The following is a 22064-nucleotide window of genomic DNA, read 5'->3' as shown; positions in this document are numbered from 1 at the left end:
GCGGAAGAACTGCGACCCCGCCTTCTCACGCCGGGCGATGGTCCGCTCCGGGACCTCGGTCTCGGAGGTGTTCCTGGCGAGTGCGCCGGATGTCGTGGACATCAGTTGGTCCCCTCGATCTCGTCGATGAGGTGCTGGTCCCGGTCGGAGACCGCCTCGCGGTTCAGGCCGTTGTCGAGCAGACCGGTCTGACCCTTCTTCTTCAGCTCTTCCATGTGCGCGTCGTACTCCTCGCGCTCGACGACCTTGACGTTGAAGAGCATCTGGGAGTGGTAGGCGCCGCAGAGCTCGGCGCACTTGCCCTGGAAGGTGCCCGTCTGGTTGGGCGTCACCTGGAAGCGGTTGACCAGCCCCGGGTTGACGTCGAGCTTCTCGAGGAAGGCCGGCACCCAGAAGGAGTGGATGACGTCACGCGAGGTGAGCACGAACTCGACGCGCTCGCCCACCGGCAGGTACAGGGTCGGCAGCTCCGCCTCCGCGCCCTCCTTGCCGTCGAGCTTGGCCATCTGGCCGGCCTCGTGCACGTCCTCGTCGACGTAGTTGAAGTCCCAGCTCCACTGCTTGCCGACGACGTTGATCGTCGTGTCCGGCTCCTGGGACACGTCGTGCAGCTTCGACTGGGCGTCCTCCGTGTAGTAGAAGAGCGCACCGACCATCAGCATGGGCACGACCGTGTAGAGGATCTCCAGCGGCACGTTGTACTGCAGCTGGATGGGCAGCGAGCCGTCGTCGTTCTTGCGGCGGCGGTAGGCGACCATGCACCAGAGGATCAGGCCCCACACGAGGACACCCACGGCGAGCGCCGCGATCCACGCGCCGATCCACAGGTTCTCGACGATGGCCGACTCCTCGGTCACCCCCTCGGGGAGGTACCCGTTGCTGGGGCTGGTGTGGACACCAACCGCGCTGCACGCCGAGAGCGCCACGACGGCGATGACAAGTCCGATGGCACCGATCCCGCGGCGAGACCGCCGGGAGTTCGCGCTCGAAGACTGAGGCAAGGGGCACCTACTACTGATCCGAAGGTTTGCAGAAGACGTAGCCAACGTTACCCCAGCCCGGACGCACCCCGGCGGAGGGGGGGCACTAGCCTCGACACGTGGCGAGAGAGAGCGATTCGTCCCCCGGGACCTCGACGACGAAGGGGGTCGTCGGCCTCCTCGACGCATCCCCCGGGCCGCTGCGCCCCGAGGCCCGCGAGATGCTCTCCTCGGCACTGTCGGTGGCGTGGGCCGACCCCACCGCACGGCACGCCGCCGGGCGTCACGCCCGCGCCCTGCTCGACCACGCCCGCGCGGTCATCGCGGACGGGCTCGGCGCCCGTCCCGACGAGGTCACCCTGCACGCCAGCGGCGACCAGGCGGCCCGCACGGCCCTCCTCGCCCTCGGCCGGGGTCGGCGCCGCCGCACCGCTGCCCCGGTCGCCTCCGCCGTCGAGCACTCCGTGCTCCTGCGGCACCTGGCCGCCGGGGACCGGGAACCGACCCTCGTGCCCGTCGACGCCCTCGGAGCCGTCGACCTCGCGGCCTGGGAGGAGGCGGTCGGCGAGGAGACCCCCTTCGCCGTCCTGCAGTCCGCCAACCAGGAGGTCGGGACCCGCCAGCCCCTCGCGGCCGCCCGCCGCGTCACCTCCGCCCACGGCGTCCCGCTGCTCGTCGACGCCCGCGCGTCCGCCGGCCGCGACGAGGTGCCCGGCGAGCACGACGTGCTCGTCGCCGACGCGACCGGCTGGGGCGGTCCGCGGCTCGGGGTGCTCGTCGTGCGGACCGGCACCCGGGTGGCGCCGCACCACCCACCGAGCCCGCACGAAGGGGGCTACGCCCTGGACCCCGTGGACGTCCCGACGGTCCTCGCGGCGGCCGAGGCCTGGCAGCACACGGCCGCTCAGCGCGCCGACGAGGAGGTCCAGGCCCGCCGGCTGGTCGCCCGTGTCCGCGCCGCCGCCGCGTCGCTGCCCGAGGTGGACGTCGTCGGCGACCCGGAGGACCGGCTGCCGCACGTGTGCACCTTCTCGGTCCTCTACGTCGACGGCGAGACCATCGTCGACGAGCTCGCCCGACGGGGTCTGGCCGTCGCCTCCGGCTCGGCGTGCACCGCTGACACCCTCGAGCCGAGCCACGTGCTCGCCGCGATGGGCGCGCTCACGCAGGGCAATGTGCGCCTCACCCTGCCGCTGGCCGCCGTCGCACCGGACCGCGCGACCTCGGTCGAGCGCCTCGTCACGGAGCTGGGCGACGTCGTCGCGACGTGCCGGGCCCGACTCGGGGCCTAGGGCGTGTCGCCCGACCCGCCGACGAGCGCGGCGAGGTCGAGCTGCGGCGCCTGCACCGCCTGCCGCAGGCGCGCGAGGTACTCGCGACGGTGGATCTCCCGGACACCGAGCGAGCCGAGGTGCGGCGTGCGCCACTGGACGTCGATGATCCGCCGGGGGTCGCCGTCGGCACCGACCATCCGGTCGAGGTGCACGAACGCCGCCTTGGACGCGTCGGTCGCGTGGTGGAACATCGACTCCCCCGCGAAGAGCCCACCGATCGCGACGCCGTAGAGCCCGCCGACGAGCGTCCCGTCCGCGTCCCGCACCTCGATGCTGTGCGCCCACCCGAGCGCGTGCAGCTCGAGGTAGGCGAGGGCGACGTCGTCGGTGATCCAGGCCCCGTCACGCCGGGGGTCGGCGCACGCGGCGACGACCCCGGCGAAGTCCTCGTCGACGCTCACCTCGAAGCCCCGCAGGGAGCGGCGCAGGGAGCGGCTCACGTGCGCGGTGCCCGGGAGCAGGACGCCGCGCCACGTCGGGCACCACCACCCCATCGGCGGGGACCCCCCTTCGCCCAGGCCCATGGGGAAGATCCCGAGGCGGTAGGCGGTGAGCAGCGACGACGGGTCGAGGCGACCACCGACGCCCACGACCTCGGCGACCTCACCGGGGGCGGCGTCGGCCGCCTCCAGCCCGGCCCGCAGGTAGCCGGCCCACAGCGCGGACCCGCCCGCGGGCTCGATGGGCGGGAAGGGAGGCATCGCCGGGCGGGTCAGGGTCGCGGGCAGGAGATGTGCTCGGCGATGAGGTCGGCGCTCTCCCGGCCGTACGCCTCGGCGAGGCGCTCGAGGAAGCGCCCGGTGCCGAGCTCGTACTCCTGGGTGCCGACCGTCTCGATGACGTACGTCGCGAGCATCGAGCCGAGTTCGGCCGACTCGCGCAGCGGCAGGCCCTCGGCGACACCGGTGATGAAGCCGGCCCGGAAGGCGTCACCGACGCCGGTCGGGTCGGCCTTGGTGACCTCGCGGGCCACGCCGACGACGATCTCCTCGTCGAGGTCCTTCCCCGTGATGCGCACGCCGTCCTTGCCGAGCGTGACGACGCGGTAGCGGACGCGGGAGTTGATCTCGTCCTGGCTCCAGCCGGTCTTCTGCTCCGTGAGGTGCGACTCGTACTCGTTGGTGATGAGGTACTCGGCACCGTCGATGAGGTCGCGGATGAGCTCGCCGTCGCCGAAGGCGAGCTGCTGGCTCGGGTCGGCGACGAAGGGGATGCCGCGCGTGCGGCACTCCCGGGTGTGCCGGCGCATGGCCTCCGGGTCGTCGGGACCGACGAGGACGAGCTCGAGGCCGCCGACGCGGGCGGCGATGGGGGCCAGCTCGATCTCGCGCGCCTCGCTCATCGCCCCGGCGTAGAAGGTCGCGATCTGGGCCATGTCGTCGTCGGTGGTGCAGACGAAGCGCGCGGTGTGCAGCGTCTCGGAGACCTTGACCGACTCGCAGTCGACGCCGTGGCGCTCGAGCCAGCTGCGGTAGTCGGCGAAGTCCTCGCCGACCGCGCCGACGAGCACGGGACGCTGCCCGAGGTTGGCCATGCCGAAGGAGATGTTGGCGGCCACTCCCCCGCGGCGGATCTCGAGCGCGTGGGCCAGGAAGCTCACGGAGATCTTGTCGAGCTGCTCGACGACGAGGGAGTCGGCGAAGCGACCCGAGAAGGTCATCAGGTGGTCGGTGGCGATGGATCCGGCGATGGCGATGGGCACGCCGACACCCTACAGAGCGCGACGAGGCCCCCACCGTCGAACGGTGGGGGCCTCGTGGACGCGGGGTCGGCTCAGCTGAAGCTGTCGCCGCAGGCGCAGGAGCTGCCCGCGTTGGGGTTGTCGATGGTGAAGCCCTGCTTCTCGATGGTGTCGGCGAAGTCGATCGTCGCGCCGGTGAGGTACGGGGCGCTCATCCGGTCGACGACGACCCCGACACCGTCGAAGTCGCGCACGAGGTCACCGTCGAGCGAGCGCTCGTCGAAGTACAGCTGGTAGATCAGGCCGGAGCAGCCGCCCGGCTGGACGCCGATGCGCAGGCGCAGGTCGTCGCGACCCTCCTGCTCGAGCAGCGACTTGACCTTGCCGGCGGCGACGTCGGTGAGGACGACGCCGTGGGCCTCGGTGGCCGCGTCAGTGGTCTCGGGGGTGGTGGCCTGGGTGTCCTGGACGCTCATGCGATGTCCTCACGGCTCGGGGTTCTGTGGGGTGACGGTGTCCGCCACGACGGGGTCAACACGTGGTGTGCGCGGGTTGTTCCCGTCCGTCCACCATACGTCAGGCGGCGAAGGGGGTCACCGTCGCGGTGACCACGTCGTGGCCACCCGCGCCGCCCGGGCCTCGAGCGTGCCGACCGGGTCGGCCATCGCGGTCTCGAGCTCCTCGGGTCGCTCGGCGACGGCGTAGCAGCCGCCCAGACCGAGCGCCATCGCCTCCCGGCGGCCGATGAGGACCTGCCCGGCGAGGGCGACGGCCGGGGTCCCGTGGCCCTGGGCCAGCTCGGCGACGCCGGCGACGACCTTGCCCTGCAGGCTCTGCCAGTCGAGGCAGCCCTCCCCCGTGAGGACGAGGTCCGCCGCGGCGACCAGGCGGCCGAGGCCCACGGCCTCGAGCACGGTGTCGACGCCGCTGACACGACGTGCGCCGAGGAGCATGAGGGCGTAGCCCACGCCCCCGGCCGCACCGGCTCCCGGCTCGCGGTCCAGCCGGCGCTCGCGGCCGGTGAGCAGGTCGGTGCCGGGCGGCAGCACGTGGCGCACCTGGTCGGCGAAGTGGCCGAGCGACCCCTCGAGCACCTGCGCCTGCTCGGGGGTGGCGCCCTTCTGGGGGGAGAAGACGGCGCTCGCGCCCTGCAGCCCGAGGAGCGGCGAGGCGACGTCGGTCGCGGCGACGAGCTCGATCCCGGCGAAGCGCTCCCGCGTCGCGGCCAGGCCGGCGAGGTCGTGCTCCCGCGTCGCGATGAGCCCCGCTCCCCCGCCCCCGAGGACCTCGCGCGGGCCCGCGCCGAGCGCGCCGAGCATGCCCGCCCCGGCGTCGTTGGTGCCCGAGCCGCCGAGCCCGACGACGATGCGCTGCACGTCGTGCTCGAGGACGGCGGCGAGCAGCTCGCCGAGGCCCCACGTGGTCGTCACCCCGGGGTCCCGCTCGGGTGCGTCGAGCAGGTGCAGCCCGATCGCCTGGGCGGACTCCACCCAGGCCGTGCGGCGCCCCCCTTCGTCCGTCGTGATGTGGACGGCGGCCGGGACGGGCATGCCGCCCGGCCCGGTGACGGTGACGATCGAGGACTCCCCCGGCACGCTTCTGGTGATGACGTCGAGGAAGCCGGGACCGCCGTCGGAGAGGGGCACCAGCGTCAGCAGGTCCTCGGGGGCCTTGCGGCGCCAGCCGGCGGCCATGGCCTCCGCGGCCTGCGTGGCCGTGAGGGTGCCGGTGAAGCAGTCAGGAGCGATGATCACGTGCACCCATGGACTGTACCGAGGAGCGGGTGGGCGCTGTGGGATCATGCCTGCCGTGAGCGCCCCGACGCAGTCCTCGCCGACCCCGCTGTCCCTGCTCGTCCTCGGGCAGGGCACCGACCCGCACTCCGAGCGGGGTGTGGAGTGCTCGGGCGACCTGCCCGCGCCGTCCGACCCCGACCTCGTCGCCCGGGCCCGCGCGGCCAAGGCGGCGCTCGGCGACTCGGTCTTCGTCCTGGGTCACCACTACCAGCGCGACGAGGTCATCGAGTTCGCCGACACCACCGGTGACTCCTTCAAGCTGGCCAAGGAGGCGGCGGCCCGTCCGGACGCGCCCTACATCGTCTTCTGCGGCGTGCACTTCATGGCCGAGTCCGCGGACATCCTCACCAGCGACGAGCAGGCGGTCGTCCTGCCCGACCTCGCCGCCGGCTGCTCGATGGCCGACATGGCCGCGCTGCACCAGGTGCAGGAGTGCTGGGACGAGCTCGTCGAGGCCGGCGTCGCCGGGTCGACGGTCCCCGTGACGTACATGAACTCCTCCGCGGCGATCAAGGCCTTCACCGGCCGCCACGGCGGGACGGTCTGCACCTCGTCCAACGCCGAGACCGCCATCACGTGGGCCTTCGACCAGACCGGTGGCATCGACGGGGGCGGCAAGGTCCTCTTCCTCCCCGACCAGCACCTCGGCCGCAACACCTGGGCGCGCGACCTCGGACGCGACCTCGACGACTGCGTCGTGTGGAACCCCCACCGGCCCATGGGGGGCCTCACGCCGGCGCAGATCCGTGACGCGCGGATGATCCTGTGGCGCGGGCACTGCTCCGTGCACGGCCGCTTCACCGTCGACGCGGTCGAGACGGCGCGAAGGGAGATCCCCGGCGTCCGCGTCATCGTCCACCCCGAGTGCCGCCACGAGGTCGTCGAGCTGGCCGACGAGGTCGGCTCGACGGAGAAGATCATCAAGACCGTCGCCGCAGCGCCCGACGGCACGAAGTGGGTCGTCGGCACCGAGCTCAACCTCGTGCAGCGGCTGGGGCAGATGTTCCCCGAGCAGCAGATCAGCTTCCTCGAGAAGAACGTCTGCTACTGCTCGACGATGAACCGCATCGACCTGCCCCACCTCGTCTGGGCGCTCGAGTCCCTCGTCGAGGGGCGCGTGGTCAACCAGATCTCCGTCGACCCCGACGTCGCCCACTGGGCCAAGGTGGCGCTCGACCAGATGCTGGCGCTGCCGGGCGAGACCTCGAAGGACTGACGGGCGGCGCCTCACCTGCCCCACGATTCTCGGGTCACCCGATAAACCTCGCCTTCGCAAGAGTTTGAAACTCCTGCGAAGGCGAGGTAACTCTTGCTCAGCCTGCGGGGTCCTCGCCGAGGGGCGGTCACTGCCGGGTCAGGAACTCCTGCAGCCCGTCGAGGTCGTCGGTGTTGATGTGGTCGACACCGGCCTCCTGCAGCTCACGCCACAGGTTCTCGCGCGCCTGGCCGTCCAGGTCGTTGGTCGCCCAGAACCGGACCCGGTACCCGTCGGAGTGGGCCTGCTGCACGTACGTGTGCAGGCGCTCGCGCTCCGCGGCGGGCATCTCTCCGACGCCCTGCCAGGTGAAGAGCTTGGTCCAGTTCTCGCTGACGAGTGGCATGAAGGTCTCGTCGGCGCCGGAGCCGAGGTCGCTCGAGCGACCGTCGTAGAAGGAGTACCGCGTCGTGGCGGCGGCCATCTCCGCCCGCGGGCGGTTGCCGCTGATGACGGCCTCCACTGCGCGGTCCTTGACCTTGCCCCTGTGCACGCGGGTGAAGACCTGCTGGTGCTCCTCGAGCTCGTCCTCGACCGCCGCCCAGGTCGTCGGTCCCTCGCTCTTGATGTCGATGAGCAGCTGGAAGTCCCCGTCGTAGCCCGGGTAGATCTCCTGGCCGCCTCGGCCGGCGATCTCGCTGAGCGGGTCGAGGTAGGCCTCCTCGAGGGTCGGGGCGTCCGCGAGCTCCCACGAGTCGTGCGCGACGCGGAGCTCACCGTCGACGAGCCAGACGTCGGCCTCGACCGAGGTGAAGCCGTGCTCCAGCGCGTCCAGGAGCGGTCGCTCGTGCTCGTAGTCGTTGTGCGCGTGCGCCTGGGCCAGCGGCGTGCCGAGCTCGACGGGGGCAGCGGTGGCCGCGCCCACGGGCATGGTCAGGGCCAGTGCGCCGACGGTGGCCGCGAGGGCGCGGGTTGCGGGGGTCATGGGAGCTCCTCGGGAAGGGGGGCGAGATGGCACCCGCGAGCCTGCCGACAGCAGGTGTCGCCCCCGCTGATCCCGCGTGAACGTCTCCCGAACGGCTCCCCGCACGAGGGTCAGGCCGTGCGGACCATGCCCGTCTCGTCGAGGAGCGGGTTGTGCGCGACGGGGACGCGCTCCCCTTCGCTCGGCGCGCCGGGGGCGGTGCCACCGGGACCGAAGGGGGACCCCCCGAGCGACTCGCGGCCGTGCGGCTGCAGCCAGCTGGAGTAGTCCGGCCCCGCGGGGACGATGCCGGTGGGGTTGATGTCCGTGTGGACCTCGTAGTAGTGGCTCTTGATGTGCACGAAGTCCGTCGTGTCACCGAAGCCGGGCGTGGTGAAGAGGTCACGCGCGTATGCCCACAGCACGGGCATCTCGGTGAGCTTGGACCGGTTGGCCTTGAAGTGCCCGTGGTAGACCGCGTCGAACCGCGCGAGCGTCGTGAACAGCCGGACGTCGGCCTCGGTGATGTGGTCGCCCATGAGGTACCGGCGCGTCGCGAGGCGCTCCTCGAGCCAGTCCATCGCGGCCCACAGCCGCTCGTACGCCGCGTCGTACGCGGCCTGGTCGCCGGAGAACCCGCACCGGTACACGCCGTTGTTGACCTCGGTGTAGACGCGCTTGTTGACCTCGGCCATCTCCTCGCGGAGGTGCTCGGGCCACAGGTCGGGAGCACCCTCGCGGTGGTACTCGCGCCACTGCGTCGTGAGGTCCTCCGTGATCTGCGGGAAGTTGTTGGTCACGACCTGCCCGCTCGGCACGTCGACCATGACGGGGACGGTGATCCCCTTCGGGTAGTCGGGGAAGCGCCGGAGGTAGGCGTCCTTGATCCGCGGGATCTGCAGCACCGGGTCGAGGTGGCCCTCGTCGAGGTCGAAGGTCCAGGAGTCGGCGTCGTGCGTCGGGCCGGTGACGCCCATGGAGATGACGTCCTCGAGACCGAGCAGGCGGCGCACGATGATCGCGCGGTTGGCCCACGGGCACGCGCGCGAGACGACGAGCCGGTAGCGGCCCGGCTCGACCGGCCACTCGCTGCTGCCGTCCGCGGTGATCCGGTCCTCGATGTACGCGGTGTCGCGGTTGAAGTCCTTCTCGACGTATGTGCCCTGTGCCATGGGAGCCATATTAGTTGAAATTTGAACTTCAATCCAGCCTCGCGCCGACCTGCGCGAAGGTCGCCGCGTCGAGGGCGACGATCCGCACCTCCTCGACCGCCGTCGACGCCCCCGCGATCGTCTCGACGGCCGCATCGATCGCGTCGCCCTTGGGCCAGCCGTAGATCCCCGCACTGATGAGCGGGAAGGCCACGCTGCGGGCGCCGAGCTCGTCGGCGACGGCGAGCGAGCGCGTGTAGCAGGAGACCAGCAGCGAGCGATCGCGTTGTCCCGCGGCGTGGTTGGGCCCGACGGTGTGGATCACCCAGCGCGAAGGGAGGTCCCCCGCCGTCGTCCACCCGGCGTCCCCCGTCGCCAGCCCCTGCGGGAAGCGGGCGATGCAGTCCTCGAGCACCGCCGGCCCCCCGGCCCGGTGGATCGCACCGTCGACTCCCCCGCCGCCGCGCACGGCGGTGCTGGCGGCGTTGACGATCGCGTCGACCTGCTGGGTCGTGATGTCACCGTGGACCGCGACGAGGGACGGCATCGCTCAGCCCCGCGGCATCGCGCCGAGCCGGGCGAGCAGCAGCGCCTCGGCGATGCACACCTTCTCGAACTCGCCCAGGTGCAGCGACTCGTTGGCCCCGTGGGCGCGGGTGTCGGGGTCCTCCACGCCGGTGACGAGGATCGCCGCGTCGGGGAACTTCTCGGCGAAGGCCTGGACGAAGGGGATGGACCCACCGATGCCCACGTCGACCGGGTCGTTGCCCCACGCGTCGGCGAAGGCGGCCCGCGCCTCGTCGTAGACCGGTCCGGTCGCGTCCGCGGCGAAGCCCCAGCCCTGCTCGTCGAGCTCGACCTCGACCGTCGCACCCCACGGCGCGTACTCGGTGAGGTGGCGCTGCAGGGCGGCCCAGGCCTCCTGCGGGTCCTGGGTCGGGTTGAGCCGCAGGTTGATCTTGGCCCGCGCGCTCGCGGCGAGGACATTGCCCGCCTCGTCGACGGCCGGGGCGTCGATGCCGATGACGACCGCGGCCGGCTTGGTCCACAGGCGCGACGGGATCGTGCCGGTGCCGATGAGCTCGGTCGCCTCGAGCAGGCCCGACTCCTCGCGCAGCCGCGCCTCGTCGTAGTCGATCTCGGGGGCGTCGCCGTGGACCAGGCCCTCGATCGCGACATCGCCCTGGTCGTCGTGGAGCGTGGCCAGGAGGCGGCACAGCGTGGTGATCGCGTCGGGGCAGGCACCGCCGAACATGCCGGAGTGGACCCCGTGGTCGAGGGTGCGCACCGTGACGACGGCCCGAAGGGAGCCACGCAGCGTCGTCGTGAGCGCGGGCGTGCCGATGGCCCAGTTGAGCGAGTCGGCGAGGACGATCGCGTCCGAGGTCAGCTTGTCGCCGTGCCGCTCGAGCAGCCGCGGCAGCGACTCGCTCGCGATCTCCTCCTCGCCCTCGACGAAGATCGTCACGCCCACCGGCAGGTCGCCGGAGTGCGCCCGCAGGGCGGCGACGTGCGCCATGACGCCGGCCTTGTCGTCTGCCGCCCCGCGGCCGTAGAGACGACCGTCGCGCTCCGTCGGCTCGAAGGGGTCGCTGTCCCAGTCGTCGAGGTCACCCGGGGGCTGCACGTCGTGGTGCGCGTAGAGCAGGACGGTCGGTGCGCCCTCGGGCCCGTCGACGTGCCCGATGACGGCGGGACGGCCCCCTTCGCTGACGATCTCGACGTCCAGGCCCTCCGCGCGCAGCAGCTGCGCCGTGCGCTCGGCGGAGGCCTGCACGTGGGCCTGGTCGAAGGAGTCGAGGCTGACGCTCGGGATCCGGGTGAGGTCCTCGAGGTCGGCGCGCACCTGCGGCATGAGCTCGCGGACGCGCCCGCGGATGGCCTCGATCTGGTCTGCGGTGAGGGTGGTGTCGGTCACGGGCCCGACGCTATCGCGACCGGGCGGGTCCGGGACGTCCACCCGCACCACCTAGAGTTCTCCTCGTGTTCGGACGCAAGAAGGACAATGCCCAGGCGGTCTCTGCCGACCGCGCTCCCGGCGACCGCCCCCAGCGGGAGGGCGCCAAGAACCGCCCGACCCCCAAGCGCCGCGACCAGGAGGCCGCGCGCAGGCGTCCCCTCGTGCAGACCGACCGCAAGGCCGCCAAGGCCGCGGACCGCGCCGCCCGCCGCGAGCACGCGCAGAAGACGCGTCAGGCGATGATGACCGGCGACGAGGAGCACCTGCCGCCGCGCGACAAGGGCCCCGTGCGCCGCTTCGTGCGCGACAGCGTCGACGCACGGTTCAACCTCGGCGAGTGGCTGCTGCCGCTCATGCTGGCGGTCCTCGTGCTCAGCCTCTTCGCCGCGGAGTGGGCGACCTACGTCTTCCTCGCCGTCTACCTGCTGATCATCATCGCGGTCATCGACGCCGTGCTGCTGTGGCGCCGGACCAAGGTCAGGATCCACGAGCGCTTCGGCGCCGACACCCCGACCCGTGGCCTGGCCATGTACACCGTGATGCGCTGCTTCCAGATCCGGCGCACGCGCATGCCCAAGCCGATGGTCGAGCGCGGCGGCACCCCCCGCTGAGGGCTCAGGCCTGCGTCAACGACATCGGGCCGTACACGACCTCCGACTCGTGCAGGAGGCTGACCTGCGCGACGCCGGCGTCGGCGAGGTCCTCCCACGACTCGGCGAACCACGCCTCAGCGTCCGCCTGCGTCGGGAAGGGCACGGTGTGGCCCGGGCCGTTGACCAACGGCGCGCCCGAGGAGTCCTCGAGCCGCCAGCGGTAGGAGTCGCTCATGCCTGCCTCACCTGCACCTGCACGAAGGGGGGCTTGGTCACCGTGGCCGCGACCTCGCGGCCGCGGACGTCGATGACGACCTCGTCGCCGTCGGTGACCGAGCGGTCGAGGAGCGCGAGGGCGATGCCCTGCTTGAGGGTGGGGCTGAAGGTGCCGGAGGTGACCTCACCGACCTCGACGCCGTCGACGAGGACCGCGCAGTGGCTGCGCGGGATGCCGCGGCCGGTGACGAGCAGGCCCCGCAGGAGCCTGGAGGACTTGGCCACCCGCTGGGCGACGAGCGCGTCCTTGCCCCAGAAGGTCTCCTTGTCCCAGCCGACCGCCCAGGCGGAGCGCGCCATGACCGGGGTGATCTCCGGCGACAGGTCGTTGCCGTGCAGCGGGTAGCCCATCTCGGTGCGCAGCGTGTCGCGGGCACCGAGACCGCACGGCAGCCCGTCGAAGGGGGCCATCGCCTCGACGATCGCGTCCCACAGCTCGAGGCCGGCCGCGGCCGGGGCGACCAGCTCGTAGCCGCGCTCCCCCGTGTAGCCGGTGCGGCAGACGGTGATGTCGTGGCCCTGCCACTGCGCGTCGTCGTAGGACATGTAGTCGTGGTCGACGGGCAGGCCGAGGGCGGTGAGCACCTCGTCGCTCTTGGGGCCCTGCACGGCGAGGACGACGTAGTCCTCGTGCAGGTCGCTCACCTCGACGCCCTCGGGCGCGGCGTCCCGGAGCATCTGCACGACGGTCGCGGTGTTGGCCGCGTTGGGGATGAGGAAGACGTCGTCGTCGCTGCGCAGGTAGGCGATGAGGTCGTCCACGACGCCGCCGGACTCGTTGCAGCACATCGTGTACTGGGCCTGCCCGGGGGCGATGCGCCCGAGGTCGTTGGTCAGGGTGGAGTTGACGAGCTCGGCGGCCCCGGGCCCGGAGACCCGCGCCTTGCCCAGGTGGCTCACGTCGAACAGGCCCACCCGTTCGCGGACCGCGGTGTGCTCCGCGACGACTCCGCCGCCCGGGTACTCGATCGGCATCTCCCAGCCGCCGAAGTCGGCCATCTTGGCCTGCAGCGCCACGTGGCGCTCGTGGATCGGGGAGGTGCGCAGGGCGTCGCTGTCGGTCATGCGCCAGACGCTACCGTCTCGTCATCCGGGATAGCCTGCCGGAGGTACACCCACCGTTTCCCCAACCGAAAGGTGCCCCCGACGTGCCCTCGCTGATCCATGGTTCCCGATCCTTCTCCGCGTGGTCCGGTCGCACCCTCGTGCTCGGGGTCACCGGTGTGGGCGACGCCACCGTCGTCGCCGCCGCGGACCTGCCCAGGGCCACGGCCAAGCACCTCGCTGGCGTCGTCCCGGTCCTCGAGGTCAGCACGAAGGTCGGGGACACGACGACCCTCGCGGCCGTCCCGGGCGTCTCCGCGGACAAGGTCGTGCTCGTGGGTCTCGGTGAGGGCGAAGGGGGCAGCGACCCCCTTCGTCGTGCCGCCGGTGCCGCCGTGCGCGCCGCCGGCAAGGGCTCCGTCGCCCTGTCCCTCCCGCACACCGACGAGGCCGGGCTGGCCGCGATCGCCGAGGGGGCCTTCTCCGGCGCCTACGCCTTCACCGCGCACAAGTCCGCGGCCCCGACCGCCGAGGACCGGGAGATCACCGTCTTCTCCGGGCTCGGCCGCAAGGACTCCCCCAAGGACGTCATCGCCCGTGCCGAGACGGTCGCGCGCAACGTCGCCTGGGCCCGTGACCTCGTCAACACCGCGCCCAACCTGCTCTACCCGCAGTCCTTCACCGAGCAGGTGCAGCAGGTCGCCAAGGCGTCCTCCGGCAAGCTCACCGTCGAGGTGCTCGACGACGAGGCGCTCGTCGCTGGCGGCTTCGGCGGCATCGTCGGTGTCGGTCAGGGCAGCAGCCGCCCGCCGCGCATCGTCACCCTCTCCTACGCCCCGCGCAGCAAGAAGGTCCCCCACGTCGCCCTCGTCGGCAAGGGCATCACCTTCGACACCGGCGGCGTGTGCATCAAGCCCTCCGCCGGCATGACGACGATGAAGTCCGACATGGCCGGCGCCGCCGCCGTCGCCGCGACCGTCGTCGCCGCCGCCGAGCTCGGCCTGCCCATCGCCGTCACCGGCTACCTCTGCCTCGCCGAGAACATGCCCGGCGGCAACGCCCAGCGCCCCGGCGACGTCGTCACCATGCGCAACGGCACGACCGTCGAGATCATCGACACCGACGCCGAGGGCCGCATGGTCCTCGCCGACGGCATGGCCCTGGCCGCCGAGTCCGGCCCCGACCAGATCCTCGACGTCGCCACCCTCACCGGCGCCTGCGTCGTCGCCCTCGGCCCGAAGATCTTCGGTGTCATGGGCAACGACGACGCCCTGCGCACCGCCATCACCGTGGCCTCCGAGCGGGCCGACGAGGCGAGCTGGCCGCTCCCGCTGCCCGCCGACCTGCGCTCCGGCCTCGACTCCGCCGTCGCCGACATCGCCCACAAGGGCGACCGCTGGGGCGGCGCCCTCACCGCCGGCCTGTTCCTCCAAGAGTTCGCCAAGGACTCCTCCGGCGAGCAGATCCCCTGGGCCCACCTCGACATCGCCGGCCCCTCCTTCAACGAGGGCGCCCCCTGGGGCCACGTCCCCAAGGGCGGCACCGGCGTCGCCGTCGGCACCCTCCTGGAGCACCTGACCAGCCTGGGCTGAGTCCTCGCGCCCTCGTCCCGGCGTGGCCCAGGGCACGGGGTGGCGCTGGACCCCGCCTCTTGAGCCCGCGCCGCACGCGGAGCGGACGCAGGGTGGGGGTCGGCCCGACTCATGGGCGAAGCCGGCACGTCCGGTCGACGGGAGTCGAAGGGAGAGTCCGCCGGCTTCGTCCTTAGGGCCACCCCCAGCCCTGCGCCCGCTCGGGTGACCACACGACCACGCGCGCAGGACCACGCGCACGAGGCCGTACGCTGGGCCGGTCCGTGACCCCGGACACACCAACGCGCAAAGGAGCCTCGCCGTGGCCGACCCCACGACCTCGTCCCCCTTCGACCTCGTCATCCTCGGAGCGGGGAGCGGCGGCTACGCCTGCGCGCTGCGGGCCTCGCAGCTGGGCCTGACGGTCGCGCTCGTCGAGGAGGACAAGATCGGGGGGACCTGCCTGCACCGCGGATGCATCCCGACCAAGGCGCTGCTGCACGCGGCCGAGCTGGCCGACGGGGCGCGGGTGGCGGCGTCGCACGGGGTGCTCACGAGCTTCGAGGGCATCGACACGGCCGCGCTGCACGCGCGCAAGGACAAGGTCGTCGCCCAGCTCCACAGGGGCCTGACCGGGCTCATCGGACAGGCCGGGATCGAGGTCGTCACCGGTCGCGGCCGGCTGGTCGACGCGAGCACCGTCGAGGTCGAGGGCGAAGGGGGCACGACGCGCCTGAGCGGGAGGACCGTCGTCCTGGCGACCGGTTCGTACGCCCGGACCATCCCGGGCGTGGAGCTCGGGCCGCGGGTCATGACGAGCGACCGGGCGATGGACCTGGCCGAGATCCCGCAGCGCGTCGCCGTGCTGGGCGGCGGCGTCATCGGCGTCGAGTTCGCGTCGATGCTGCGCAGCTTCGGTGCCGAGGTGACGGTCGTCGAGGCCCTCGACCGGATCGTCGCGGCCGAGGAGCCGTCGATCTCCAAGCACCTGACGCGCGAGTTCAAGAAGCGCGGGATCACCACCCTCACCTCCACCCGGGTCGCCTCCGTCGAGGCCGACGAGCACCGCGCGGTCGTCCACCTCGAGGGCGCCGACCCGCTCGAGGTCGACCTCGTGATGGTCGCCGTGGGTCGCGGGCCCCGCAGCGAGGGCATCGGCCTGGAGGAGGCCGGGGTGACGCTCGAGCGGGGGTTCGTCCCGACCGACCAGCGGCTGCGGACCGATGTCGAGGGCGTGCGTGCCGTCGGTGACCTCGTGCCGGGCCTGCAGCTGGCGCACCGCGGCTTCGCCCATGGCATCTTCGTCGCCGAGGACGTCGCCGGCCTCGACCCGCGCCCGGTCGACGACGTGACGATCCCCAAGGTCACCTACTGCGACCCCGAGATCGCCTCGGTCGGGCTGTCCACCGAGGCGGCGAAGGGAGCCGGCCACGACGTCGAGACCGTCACCTACCCGCTGGGCGGCAACGGTCGCAGCATCATCCGCGGCACGACCGGCTCGGTCACCCTGGTGCGGGCGAAGGACGGCCCGGTGCTCGGCGTGCACATGGTCGGCCTCGGCGTCAGCGAGCTCATCAGCGAGGCGCAGCTGGTCGTCGGCTGGGAGGCCCACCCGGAGGACGTCGCGCCCCTCGTGCACGCGCACCCCACCCAGGGCGAGGCCCTTGGCGAGGCCGCGATGCTCGCCGCCGGCCGTCCGCTGCACGCGCACGCCTGAGACCGCCCGTCGTGATCGTCCTAGGCTGTCCTGCAGTCCCCACCGACCTGACCACGGAGCACCATGAGTCCTGACCCCCGTTCACTCCCCCGCGCCACCAAGCGCGTCACCAAGCGCGCGGCCGCCCGTATCGGCGGCGTCGACGAGGTGCGCGCGCGCCTCGACACGGCGAAGGGGGAGCTGCGCAAGGCCCGCGAGCAGCGCGACCGGGCTCGCCGGCAGCGTGACGAGGCCAGGGCGCAGCTCGACGCGACCGCGGCGAAGCTCGCTGCGGCCGAGGACTCGCTCAAGGCGCTGGAGGCCAAGCGCGCCCAGGCAGCCGATCGTGCCGCCGGCCTGGGCTACGCCTACCGTGGCCTGCGCGCCGCCGCCGAGGGCCACCGCCTGCCCAGCGAGCTCGGCCCGGCGCCGGGCCACGCACCCGCCGCGGACGAGCGCCGTGAGCTCGAGCGCGACGTCCGCTGGCTGCACACCCGCGCCCAGTTCACGACCGCGCTCGCCCACGGCGAAGGCCTCGAGGGCGCGATGGAGCTGCTCGTGCGCGAGGCCAAGGGGTCGCCGCAGCTGACGGTCGCCCGGCAGATCGCGCAGTGGCTGTACGACAACGAACCGACCCGTCAGGCGGGCACGCTCGCCACCGGCCTCATCGCCCACCAGATGGGCCTGCCCAAGTTCGCCTGGGAGCGGCTGTCGACCCTGCCCGACGAGGTCTGGCTGCGCCACGCCGCCAACGAGTACGTGCTGCTCGCCGGGCAGCACGACCGGGCACTCGCGGAGCACGCGGTGGAGCGCGCACTGGAGCACCCGGGGCCGCTCAGCACGCACACCTGGCTGACCCTCACTCGCCGCGCCATGGGCCTGGACCTCGGAGCGCAGTGCACGCGGCTGGCCGAGCGCTTCGACGCCGCGGCGGCGGCGGACCTCGCGAGCGGCGAGCTCGACGAGGCCCAGACCGAGGCGCTGGTCCGCGACCGCACGTGGATGTCCAGGTGGGCGCCGCGCATCGCCGCCGGGCCGACGGAGCCGACGCCGGCGACCCCGGGCACGGTCTCGATCGGCGTCATCGGCTACGACCAGCCCGACCCCCGCAACACCTCGAGCAACATCGGCGACTACGTGCAGACCATCGCCTCGCTCTCGCACCTCGTGCGCCACACCGGCGCGCGGTTCGACGACGGTGACCTCGGGCGCTTCGCCACCGACCTCGCCACGCGGGTCCCGGCCGACCTGCGCGTCGACTCCCCCGAGGTGCCGGTGACCCTCCACCAGGTCGACCGGGACGCCTCGACGTACTCGCAGGTGCCCGAGGGCACGTGGATGCTCGCCTTCGGCTGGTACGCCCACAAGCTCGGTGGCGTCCGGCACGACTTCCCCTTCCCGGGGCACCTCAAGCCGCTGTACGTCTCCTTCCACCTCAACAAGCGGGCGCTGCTCACCGACGAGACGATCGAGCACCTCAAGGCGCACGCGCCGATCGGCTGCCGCGACCACTCGACCGTCGACCTGCTCCTCGGGCAGGGCATCCCGGCCTTCTTCTCCGGCTGCCTGACGACGACCGTGCGCTACGTGCGGCCCGACGACACCCCGCCCCGGCCCGCGGACGCCCCCACCGTGTGGATCGACCTGCCGGCCCCCCGTGGGGCTCGCCGCATCCACAACGAGCGTGAGGACGTGCGGGGCGCCGACATGGCGACCAACCTGCGCACCGCCCTGGCCAGCCTCGACGAGTACGCCGGCTCGATCGGCAAGGTCGTGACCGGTCGCCTGCATGCCTACCTGCCCGCGCGCGCGCTCGGGTGCGAGGTCGACTTCGCGCCGCGCAACCCGTCCGACATCCGCTTCGCGGGCCTGGCCCCGCTCTCCGGTGACGAGGTCTTCGAGATGGGCCGCGGTATCGCCGACCTCCTCGAGCCGGTCTTCGCGGCGATCCTGCGCGGTGAGGACGAAGGGAGCGTGCGCGCGATCTGGTCCGAGGTGACCGCGGAGCGGGTGGCAGCCGCCCGACGTCGCAACGAGCAGGACGTGGTCCTCCCTTCGCTCGTGGACGTCGAGGAGGCGGTCGCGACGATCCGTACCGGCCGTGTCGACGTGCCGCGCACGCAGGACGGTCCGGACGGTGAGGAGATGGAGATCGTCCTCGCCCTCGACGGCAACCTCAAGGACCAGTTCCTCGTCGTCGTCGACGGGCTCGTGGAGCACGCGAGCCGACCGATCCACCTCAACGTCCTCGTGCGCGAGCACGAGCAGGCCGACTTCGACCGGGCCGCGGCGCTCTTCCCGACCGTGTCCTTCTCGTGGTGGCCGTGCGACGAGGTGACCTACGGCGACATCCACGCGATGATCCCGCACATCACCGTCTCGACGATGGACCGCCTGGTGCTGCCGCAGCTGCTCACCGACGTCGACCGGGTGGTCTACCACGACATCGACGCGCTGCCCGTGGCCGACGTCGCCGAGCTCTACGAGACCGACCTGCAGGGGCACCCGCTGGCAGCTCGTGACTCGGAGGCCAGCACGATGCAGAGCGGCTACACCAACATCTTCAACCCGGCCTCGCTCAAGGATCTCGAGCCGGGCATGGGCTCGGAGCTCATCCGGCGCGAGACCCGGCGCCACCCCTTCGACTTCGTCGGGTTCAACGCCGGGATCATGGTCCTCGACCTGGCCAGGATGCGCGCCGACGACTTCTGCGAGCGGTTCCTGCCGTACGCCAACAACTTCGGCATGCACGACCAGCACATCCTCAACGTCTACGTCGGCGCAGACCGGCTGGGCCTCGCTCCCGGCTGGAACGCCAGGCCGTCGCAGGAGGACGTCGTGGACCCCAAGATCATCCACTGGGCCGGCGGCCAGAAGCCGTGGGTCGAGGGGTACGTCTCCTACCAGGACGCGTGGCGCCGCCACGAGGACGAGCTCAGGCGCCGAGAGGCGTCGCTCGCCACTGATCAGGTGACGAACCCCGTGGACAACAGCGCACGGACTCGTGAGAGTCTGTGACGTACCCCATCTCGATAGAAGGAGCAGAGGCCCATGTCTGAGCGGGTGACCATGCCGGCGCTCGGTGAGTCCGTCACCGAAGGAACCGTGACCCGTTGGCTCAAGAACGTCGGCGACACCGTCGAGGTGGACGAGCCACTGCTCGAGGTGTCGACCGACAAGGTCGACACCGAGATCCCGTCCCCCGTGGCAGGGACGATCCAGGAGATCCTCGTCGAGGAGGACGAGACCGTCGAGGTCGGAGCCGACCTCGCCGTCATCGGGGACGGCGACGCCCCGGCGTCGAACGACTCCGGTGACGCGGCCGAGCCCGCGCAGGAGGCCCCCGCCGAGGAGCCCCAGGCCGAAGAGGCTCCCGCGGAGGAGCCGGAGGCGCAGGAGGCTCCCGCCGAGGAGCCGAAGGCGCAGGAGGCCCCGGCCGCCGAGACCACCCCCGCCGAGGGCGGCGAGGGCACCAAGGTCGCGATGCCGGCCCTGGGCGAGTCCGTCACCGAGGGCACCGTCTCCCGCTGGCTCAAGGCCGAGGGCGACACCGTCGAGGTCGACGAGCCGCTGCTCGAGGTCTCCACGGACAAGGTCGACACCGAGATCCCCTCACCGGTCGCCGGCACCCTGACCAAGATCCTCGTCCAGGAGGACGAGACCGTCGAGGTCGGCGCCGACCTGGCGATCGTCGGCGGCTCCGGCTCGGGCTCCGCGCCCGCAGCCGAGGAGTCGCCCGCGCCGCAGGCCGACGAGGAGCAGCCCGCCACCGCGGGCACCACCGCCGACGAGGCCGCTGCGCAGGAGCCCGAGGCCGCCCAGGCAGAGGAGGCTCCCAAGCAGGAGGCCCCGAAGGCCGAGGCACCCAAGCAGGAGGCCCCCAAGGCCGAGGCCCCGAAGCAGGAGGCTCCGAAGCAGGAGTCGTCAGCCGGCGACGCCGCTGCCTACGTCACGCCGCTCGTGCGCAAGCTCGCTGCGGACAACGACATCGACCTCGCGCAGGTGACGGGCACCGGCATCGGTGGCCGGATCCGCAAGCAGGACGTCCTCGACGCGGCCAAGGCCAAGAACCAGCCGGCCGAGGCCCCCGCTGCCCCGGCCGCGGCGACACCGGCCGCTCCGGCCGTGGCCTCCGCCCCCTCCGGTGTGCCGGCGGGCATGGAGTCCAATGTCCCGACGTCCAAGCGCGGTACCCGCGAGAAGATGTCGCGCCTGCGCAAGGTCATCGCCGAGCGCATGGTCGAGTCGCTGCAGGTCAGCGCCCAGTTGACGACGGTCGTCGAGGTCGACATGACCAAGGTGGCCCGCGTCCGCGACGCCGCCAAGGCCGACTTCGTCAGCCGTGAGGGCACGAAGCTCTCCTTCCTCCCCTTCATCGCCCTCGCGACGGCCGAGGCGCTCAAGGCGCACCCGGGTGTCAACGCGAGCGTCGAGGGTGACGAGATCGTCTACCACGGCCAGGAGAACCTCTCCATCGCGGTGGACACGGAGAAGGGCCTCTTCACGCCGGTCGTCAAGAACGCCGGTGACCTCAACGTCGCCGGTCTCGCCCGCGCCATCGCGGACGTCGCCGATCGCACGCGCAACAACAAGATCACGCCGGACGACCTGTCCGGCGGGACCTTCACCATCACCAACACGGGCAGCCGGGGTGCGCTCTTCGACACCCCGATCCTCAATCAGCCCCAGGTCGCGATGCTCGGGACCGGTGCCATCGTGCGTCGCCCGGTCGTCATCACGACGGACGACGGCGGGGAGACCCTGGCGATCCGCTCGATGATGTACCTGGCGCTCAGCTACGACCACCGGGTCGTCGACGGCGCCGACGCGGCCCGCTTCCTCGGGACCGTCAAGGCACGCCTCGAGGAAGGCCGTTTCGAGGCCTGACATGACCTCACCCCGACAGCGCGTCGCCATCACCGGAGCCTCCGGACTGATCGGCGGCGCGCTGTCGTCGTCCCTGCGCGAAGGGGGTCACGACGTCGTCCACCTCGTGCGCCGGGAGCCCTCGGCCGGGCACGAGCGGCAGTGGGACCCCTCCGCGGAGCACCTGCCGCCGCAGGCCCTCTCGGGCGTCGACACCGTGGTGCACCTCGCGGGCGCCGGGGTAGGCGACCGCCGGTGGACCCCTGAGTACAAGGCACTGATCCACTCCTCGCGGGTCGACGGCACCGACCTGGTGGCGCGGGCGATCGCCGATGGTGCGGGTCCGACCCGGCTCGTCACGGCCTCGGCGGTCGGCATCTACGGCGACCGGGGCGACGAGGTCCTCACCGAGGACTCCGCCGAGGCGGACACCTTCCTCGCCGATGTCGTGCGCGACTGGGAGTCCGCGACCACCCCGGCCCGCGAAGCCGGCGTACCGGTCGCCCACGCCCGCACCGGCATCGTCCTGTCGGCGCACGGCGGCGCCCTGACCCCGATGCTGCGAGTGGGCCGGCTCGGGCTCGGCGGCCCGCTCGGCTCCGGTCGCCAGTGGATGCCGTGGGTCACGATCGACGACGTCGTCGCCGCCTACACCCTGCTCGTCGAGGACCCCTCCGTCACCGGCGCCGTCAACCTCACCGGTCCGCACCCGGCCCGCCAGCGCGAGGTCGCCCGCGCCATCGGCCGTCGGCTGCACCGCCCGGCCCTCCTGCCGGCTCCGCGTGCCGCGATCCGGGTCGTGCTCGGCGAGTTCGCCGACGAGGCCCTCGCCTCGGCCCGGGTGCTCCCCCAGCGTCTGCAGGATCTCGGCTTCGAGCACCGCCACCCCGACCTCGACGGGGCGCTCGCCCACCTGCTCGACGACTGAGTCCTGCATTGCCCTAGGGGAATGCGGGT

At 72.5% G+C, this 22064-nt stretch carries 19 protein-coding genes; 8 read left to right on the top strand and 11 right to left on the bottom strand.

What is annotated here, in order from left to right; all coding sequences use genetic code 11:
- Positions 1-101: 101 nt before the first annotated feature.
- Positions 102-926 carry a cytochrome c oxidase subunit II gene (gene coxB, locus ABC138_RS04000; RefSeq protein ID WP_338538242.1) on the bottom strand — a complete coding sequence of 275 codons (825 nt, stop codon included), beginning with the start codon at positions 924-926 and terminating at the stop codon, positions 102-104.
- 173 nt (positions 927-1099) lie between these two features.
- Between coxB and ABC138_RS03995 the strand changes: the two genes are divergently transcribed.
- Positions 1100-2272: an aminotransferase class V-fold PLP-dependent enzyme gene (locus ABC138_RS03995; protein ID WP_255218273.1), complete on the top strand. Its 1173-nt coding sequence runs from the start codon at positions 1100-1102 to the stop codon at positions 2270-2272.
- Here the strand turns inward: ABC138_RS03995 and aat are convergent.
- The 4 genes from aat to ABC138_RS03975 form a co-directional block, all read right to left on the bottom strand.
- A complete protein-coding gene (gene aat / locus ABC138_RS03990; protein WP_082807510.1) occupies positions 2269-3015 on the bottom strand; it encodes a leucyl/phenylalanyl-tRNA--protein transferase in 747 nt (248 codons plus the stop codon). The genes ABC138_RS03995 and aat overlap by 4 nt on opposite strands.
- An 11-nt stretch (positions 3016-3026) precedes the next feature.
- Positions 3027-4016, bottom strand: a complete 990-nt coding sequence (locus ABC138_RS03985; RefSeq protein WP_068324780.1) for a carbohydrate kinase family protein — start codon at positions 4014-4016, stop codon at positions 3027-3029.
- A 71-nt stretch (positions 4017-4087) separates the two neighbouring features.
- Entirely contained in the window at positions 4088-4471 is a 384-nt protein-coding gene (locus ABC138_RS03980; protein WP_068324782.1) for an iron-sulfur cluster assembly accessory protein, read from the bottom strand.
- 117 nt (positions 4472-4588) lie between these two features.
- Positions 4589-5755: a glycerate kinase gene (locus ABC138_RS03975; RefSeq protein ID WP_345912819.1), complete on the bottom strand. Its 1167-nt coding sequence runs from the start codon at positions 5753-5755 to the stop codon at positions 4589-4591.
- A gap of 40 nt (positions 5756-5795) precedes the next feature.
- On the opposite strand from ABC138_RS03975, the gene nadA reads away from it, so the two are divergent.
- Complete coding sequence (nadA, locus tag ABC138_RS03970) at positions 5796-7007, top strand: quinolinate synthase NadA (RefSeq protein WP_345912818.1); 1212 nt, start codon at positions 5796-5798, stop codon at positions 7005-7007.
- Positions 7008-7134: 127 nt separating this feature from the next.
- Here the strand turns inward: nadA and ABC138_RS03965 are convergent, their stop codons facing one another.
- The 4 genes from ABC138_RS03965 to ABC138_RS03950 form a co-directional block, all read right to left on the bottom strand.
- Positions 7135-7971, bottom strand: coding sequence for a phosphatidylinositol-specific phospholipase C/glycerophosphodiester phosphodiesterase family protein (locus ABC138_RS03965; protein WP_338538245.1), 837 nt, complete (start codon positions 7969-7971; stop codon positions 7135-7137).
- A gap of 110 nt (positions 7972-8081) precedes the next feature.
- On the bottom strand, positions 8082-9122 hold the full coding sequence (locus tag ABC138_RS03960) for a glutathione S-transferase C-terminal domain-containing protein (protein WP_345912817.1): 1041 nt from the start codon (positions 9120-9122) through the stop codon (positions 8082-8084).
- Positions 9123-9150: 28 nt separating this feature from the next.
- Positions 9151-9648: a macro domain-containing protein gene (locus ABC138_RS03955; RefSeq protein ID WP_068324794.1), complete on the bottom strand. Its 498-nt coding sequence runs from the start codon at positions 9646-9648 to the stop codon at positions 9151-9153.
- Positions 9649-9651: 3 nt separating this feature from the next.
- A complete protein-coding gene (locus tag ABC138_RS03950) occupies positions 9652-11019 on the bottom strand; it encodes a dipeptidase (protein WP_345912816.1) in 1368 nt (455 codons plus the stop codon).
- A gap of 65 nt (positions 11020-11084) precedes the next feature.
- Here ABC138_RS03950 and ABC138_RS03945 point away from each other — a divergent pair, with 65 nt between their 5' ends.
- Positions 11085-11672, top strand: a complete 588-nt coding sequence (locus ABC138_RS03945) for a DUF3043 domain-containing protein (protein ID WP_345912815.1) — start codon at positions 11085-11087, stop codon at positions 11670-11672.
- Between the two features lie 4 nt (positions 11673-11676).
- On the opposite strand, the gene ABC138_RS03940 is transcribed toward ABC138_RS03945, so the two are convergent.
- Both ABC138_RS03940 and gcvT read right to left on the bottom strand, forming a co-directional pair.
- Positions 11677-11889, bottom strand: a complete 213-nt coding sequence (locus ABC138_RS03940) for a hypothetical protein (protein WP_068324798.1) — start codon at positions 11887-11889, stop codon at positions 11677-11679.
- Entirely contained in the window at positions 11886-12995 is a 1110-nt protein-coding gene (gcvT, locus tag ABC138_RS03935) for a glycine cleavage system aminomethyltransferase GcvT (protein ID WP_068324800.1), read from the bottom strand. The genes ABC138_RS03940 and gcvT overlap by 4 nt, the downstream gene beginning before the upstream one ends.
- Before the next feature lie 83 nt (positions 12996-13078).
- Between gcvT and ABC138_RS03930 the strand changes: the two genes are divergently transcribed.
- The 5 genes from ABC138_RS03930 (at position 13079) to ABC138_RS03910 (ending at position 22035) form a co-directional block, all read left to right on the top strand.
- Positions 13079-14566: a leucyl aminopeptidase gene (locus ABC138_RS03930; RefSeq protein ID WP_345912814.1), complete on the top strand. Its 1488-nt coding sequence runs from the start codon at positions 13079-13081 to the stop codon at positions 14564-14566.
- A gap of 301 nt (positions 14567-14867) precedes the next feature.
- On the top strand, positions 14868-16262 hold the full coding sequence (gene lpdA / locus ABC138_RS03925; protein WP_345912813.1) for a dihydrolipoyl dehydrogenase: 1395 nt from the start codon (positions 14868-14870) through the stop codon (positions 16260-16262).
- A gap of 63 nt (positions 16263-16325) precedes the next feature.
- On the top strand, positions 16326-19259 hold the full coding sequence (locus tag ABC138_RS03920; RefSeq protein ID WP_345912812.1) for a glycosyltransferase: 2934 nt from the start codon (positions 16326-16328) through the stop codon (positions 19257-19259).
- Between the two features lie 33 nt (positions 19260-19292).
- The gene (gene sucB / locus ABC138_RS03915) at positions 19293-21128 is read left to right on the top strand and encodes a 2-oxoglutarate dehydrogenase, E2 component, dihydrolipoamide succinyltransferase (RefSeq protein ID WP_345912811.1); all 1836 of its coding nucleotides are present in this window, start codon (positions 19293-19295) and stop codon (positions 21126-21128) included.
- 1 nt (position 21129) lies between these two features.
- Positions 21130-22035, top strand: a complete 906-nt coding sequence (locus ABC138_RS03910; protein ID WP_345912810.1) for a TIGR01777 family oxidoreductase — start codon at positions 21130-21132, stop codon at positions 22033-22035.
- The last annotated feature ends 29 nt before the right edge of the window (positions 22036-22064 follow it).

It is taken from the genome of Janibacter sp. LM, from assembly GCF_039631275.1.
In the GTDB taxonomy this organism is placed as follows: domain Bacteria; phylum Actinomycetota; class Actinomycetes; order Actinomycetales; family Dermatophilaceae; genus Janibacter; species Janibacter terrae.
The sequence above is the reverse complement of the archived record's forward strand: the minus strand, read 5'-3'. Positions and strand labels throughout refer to the sequence as shown.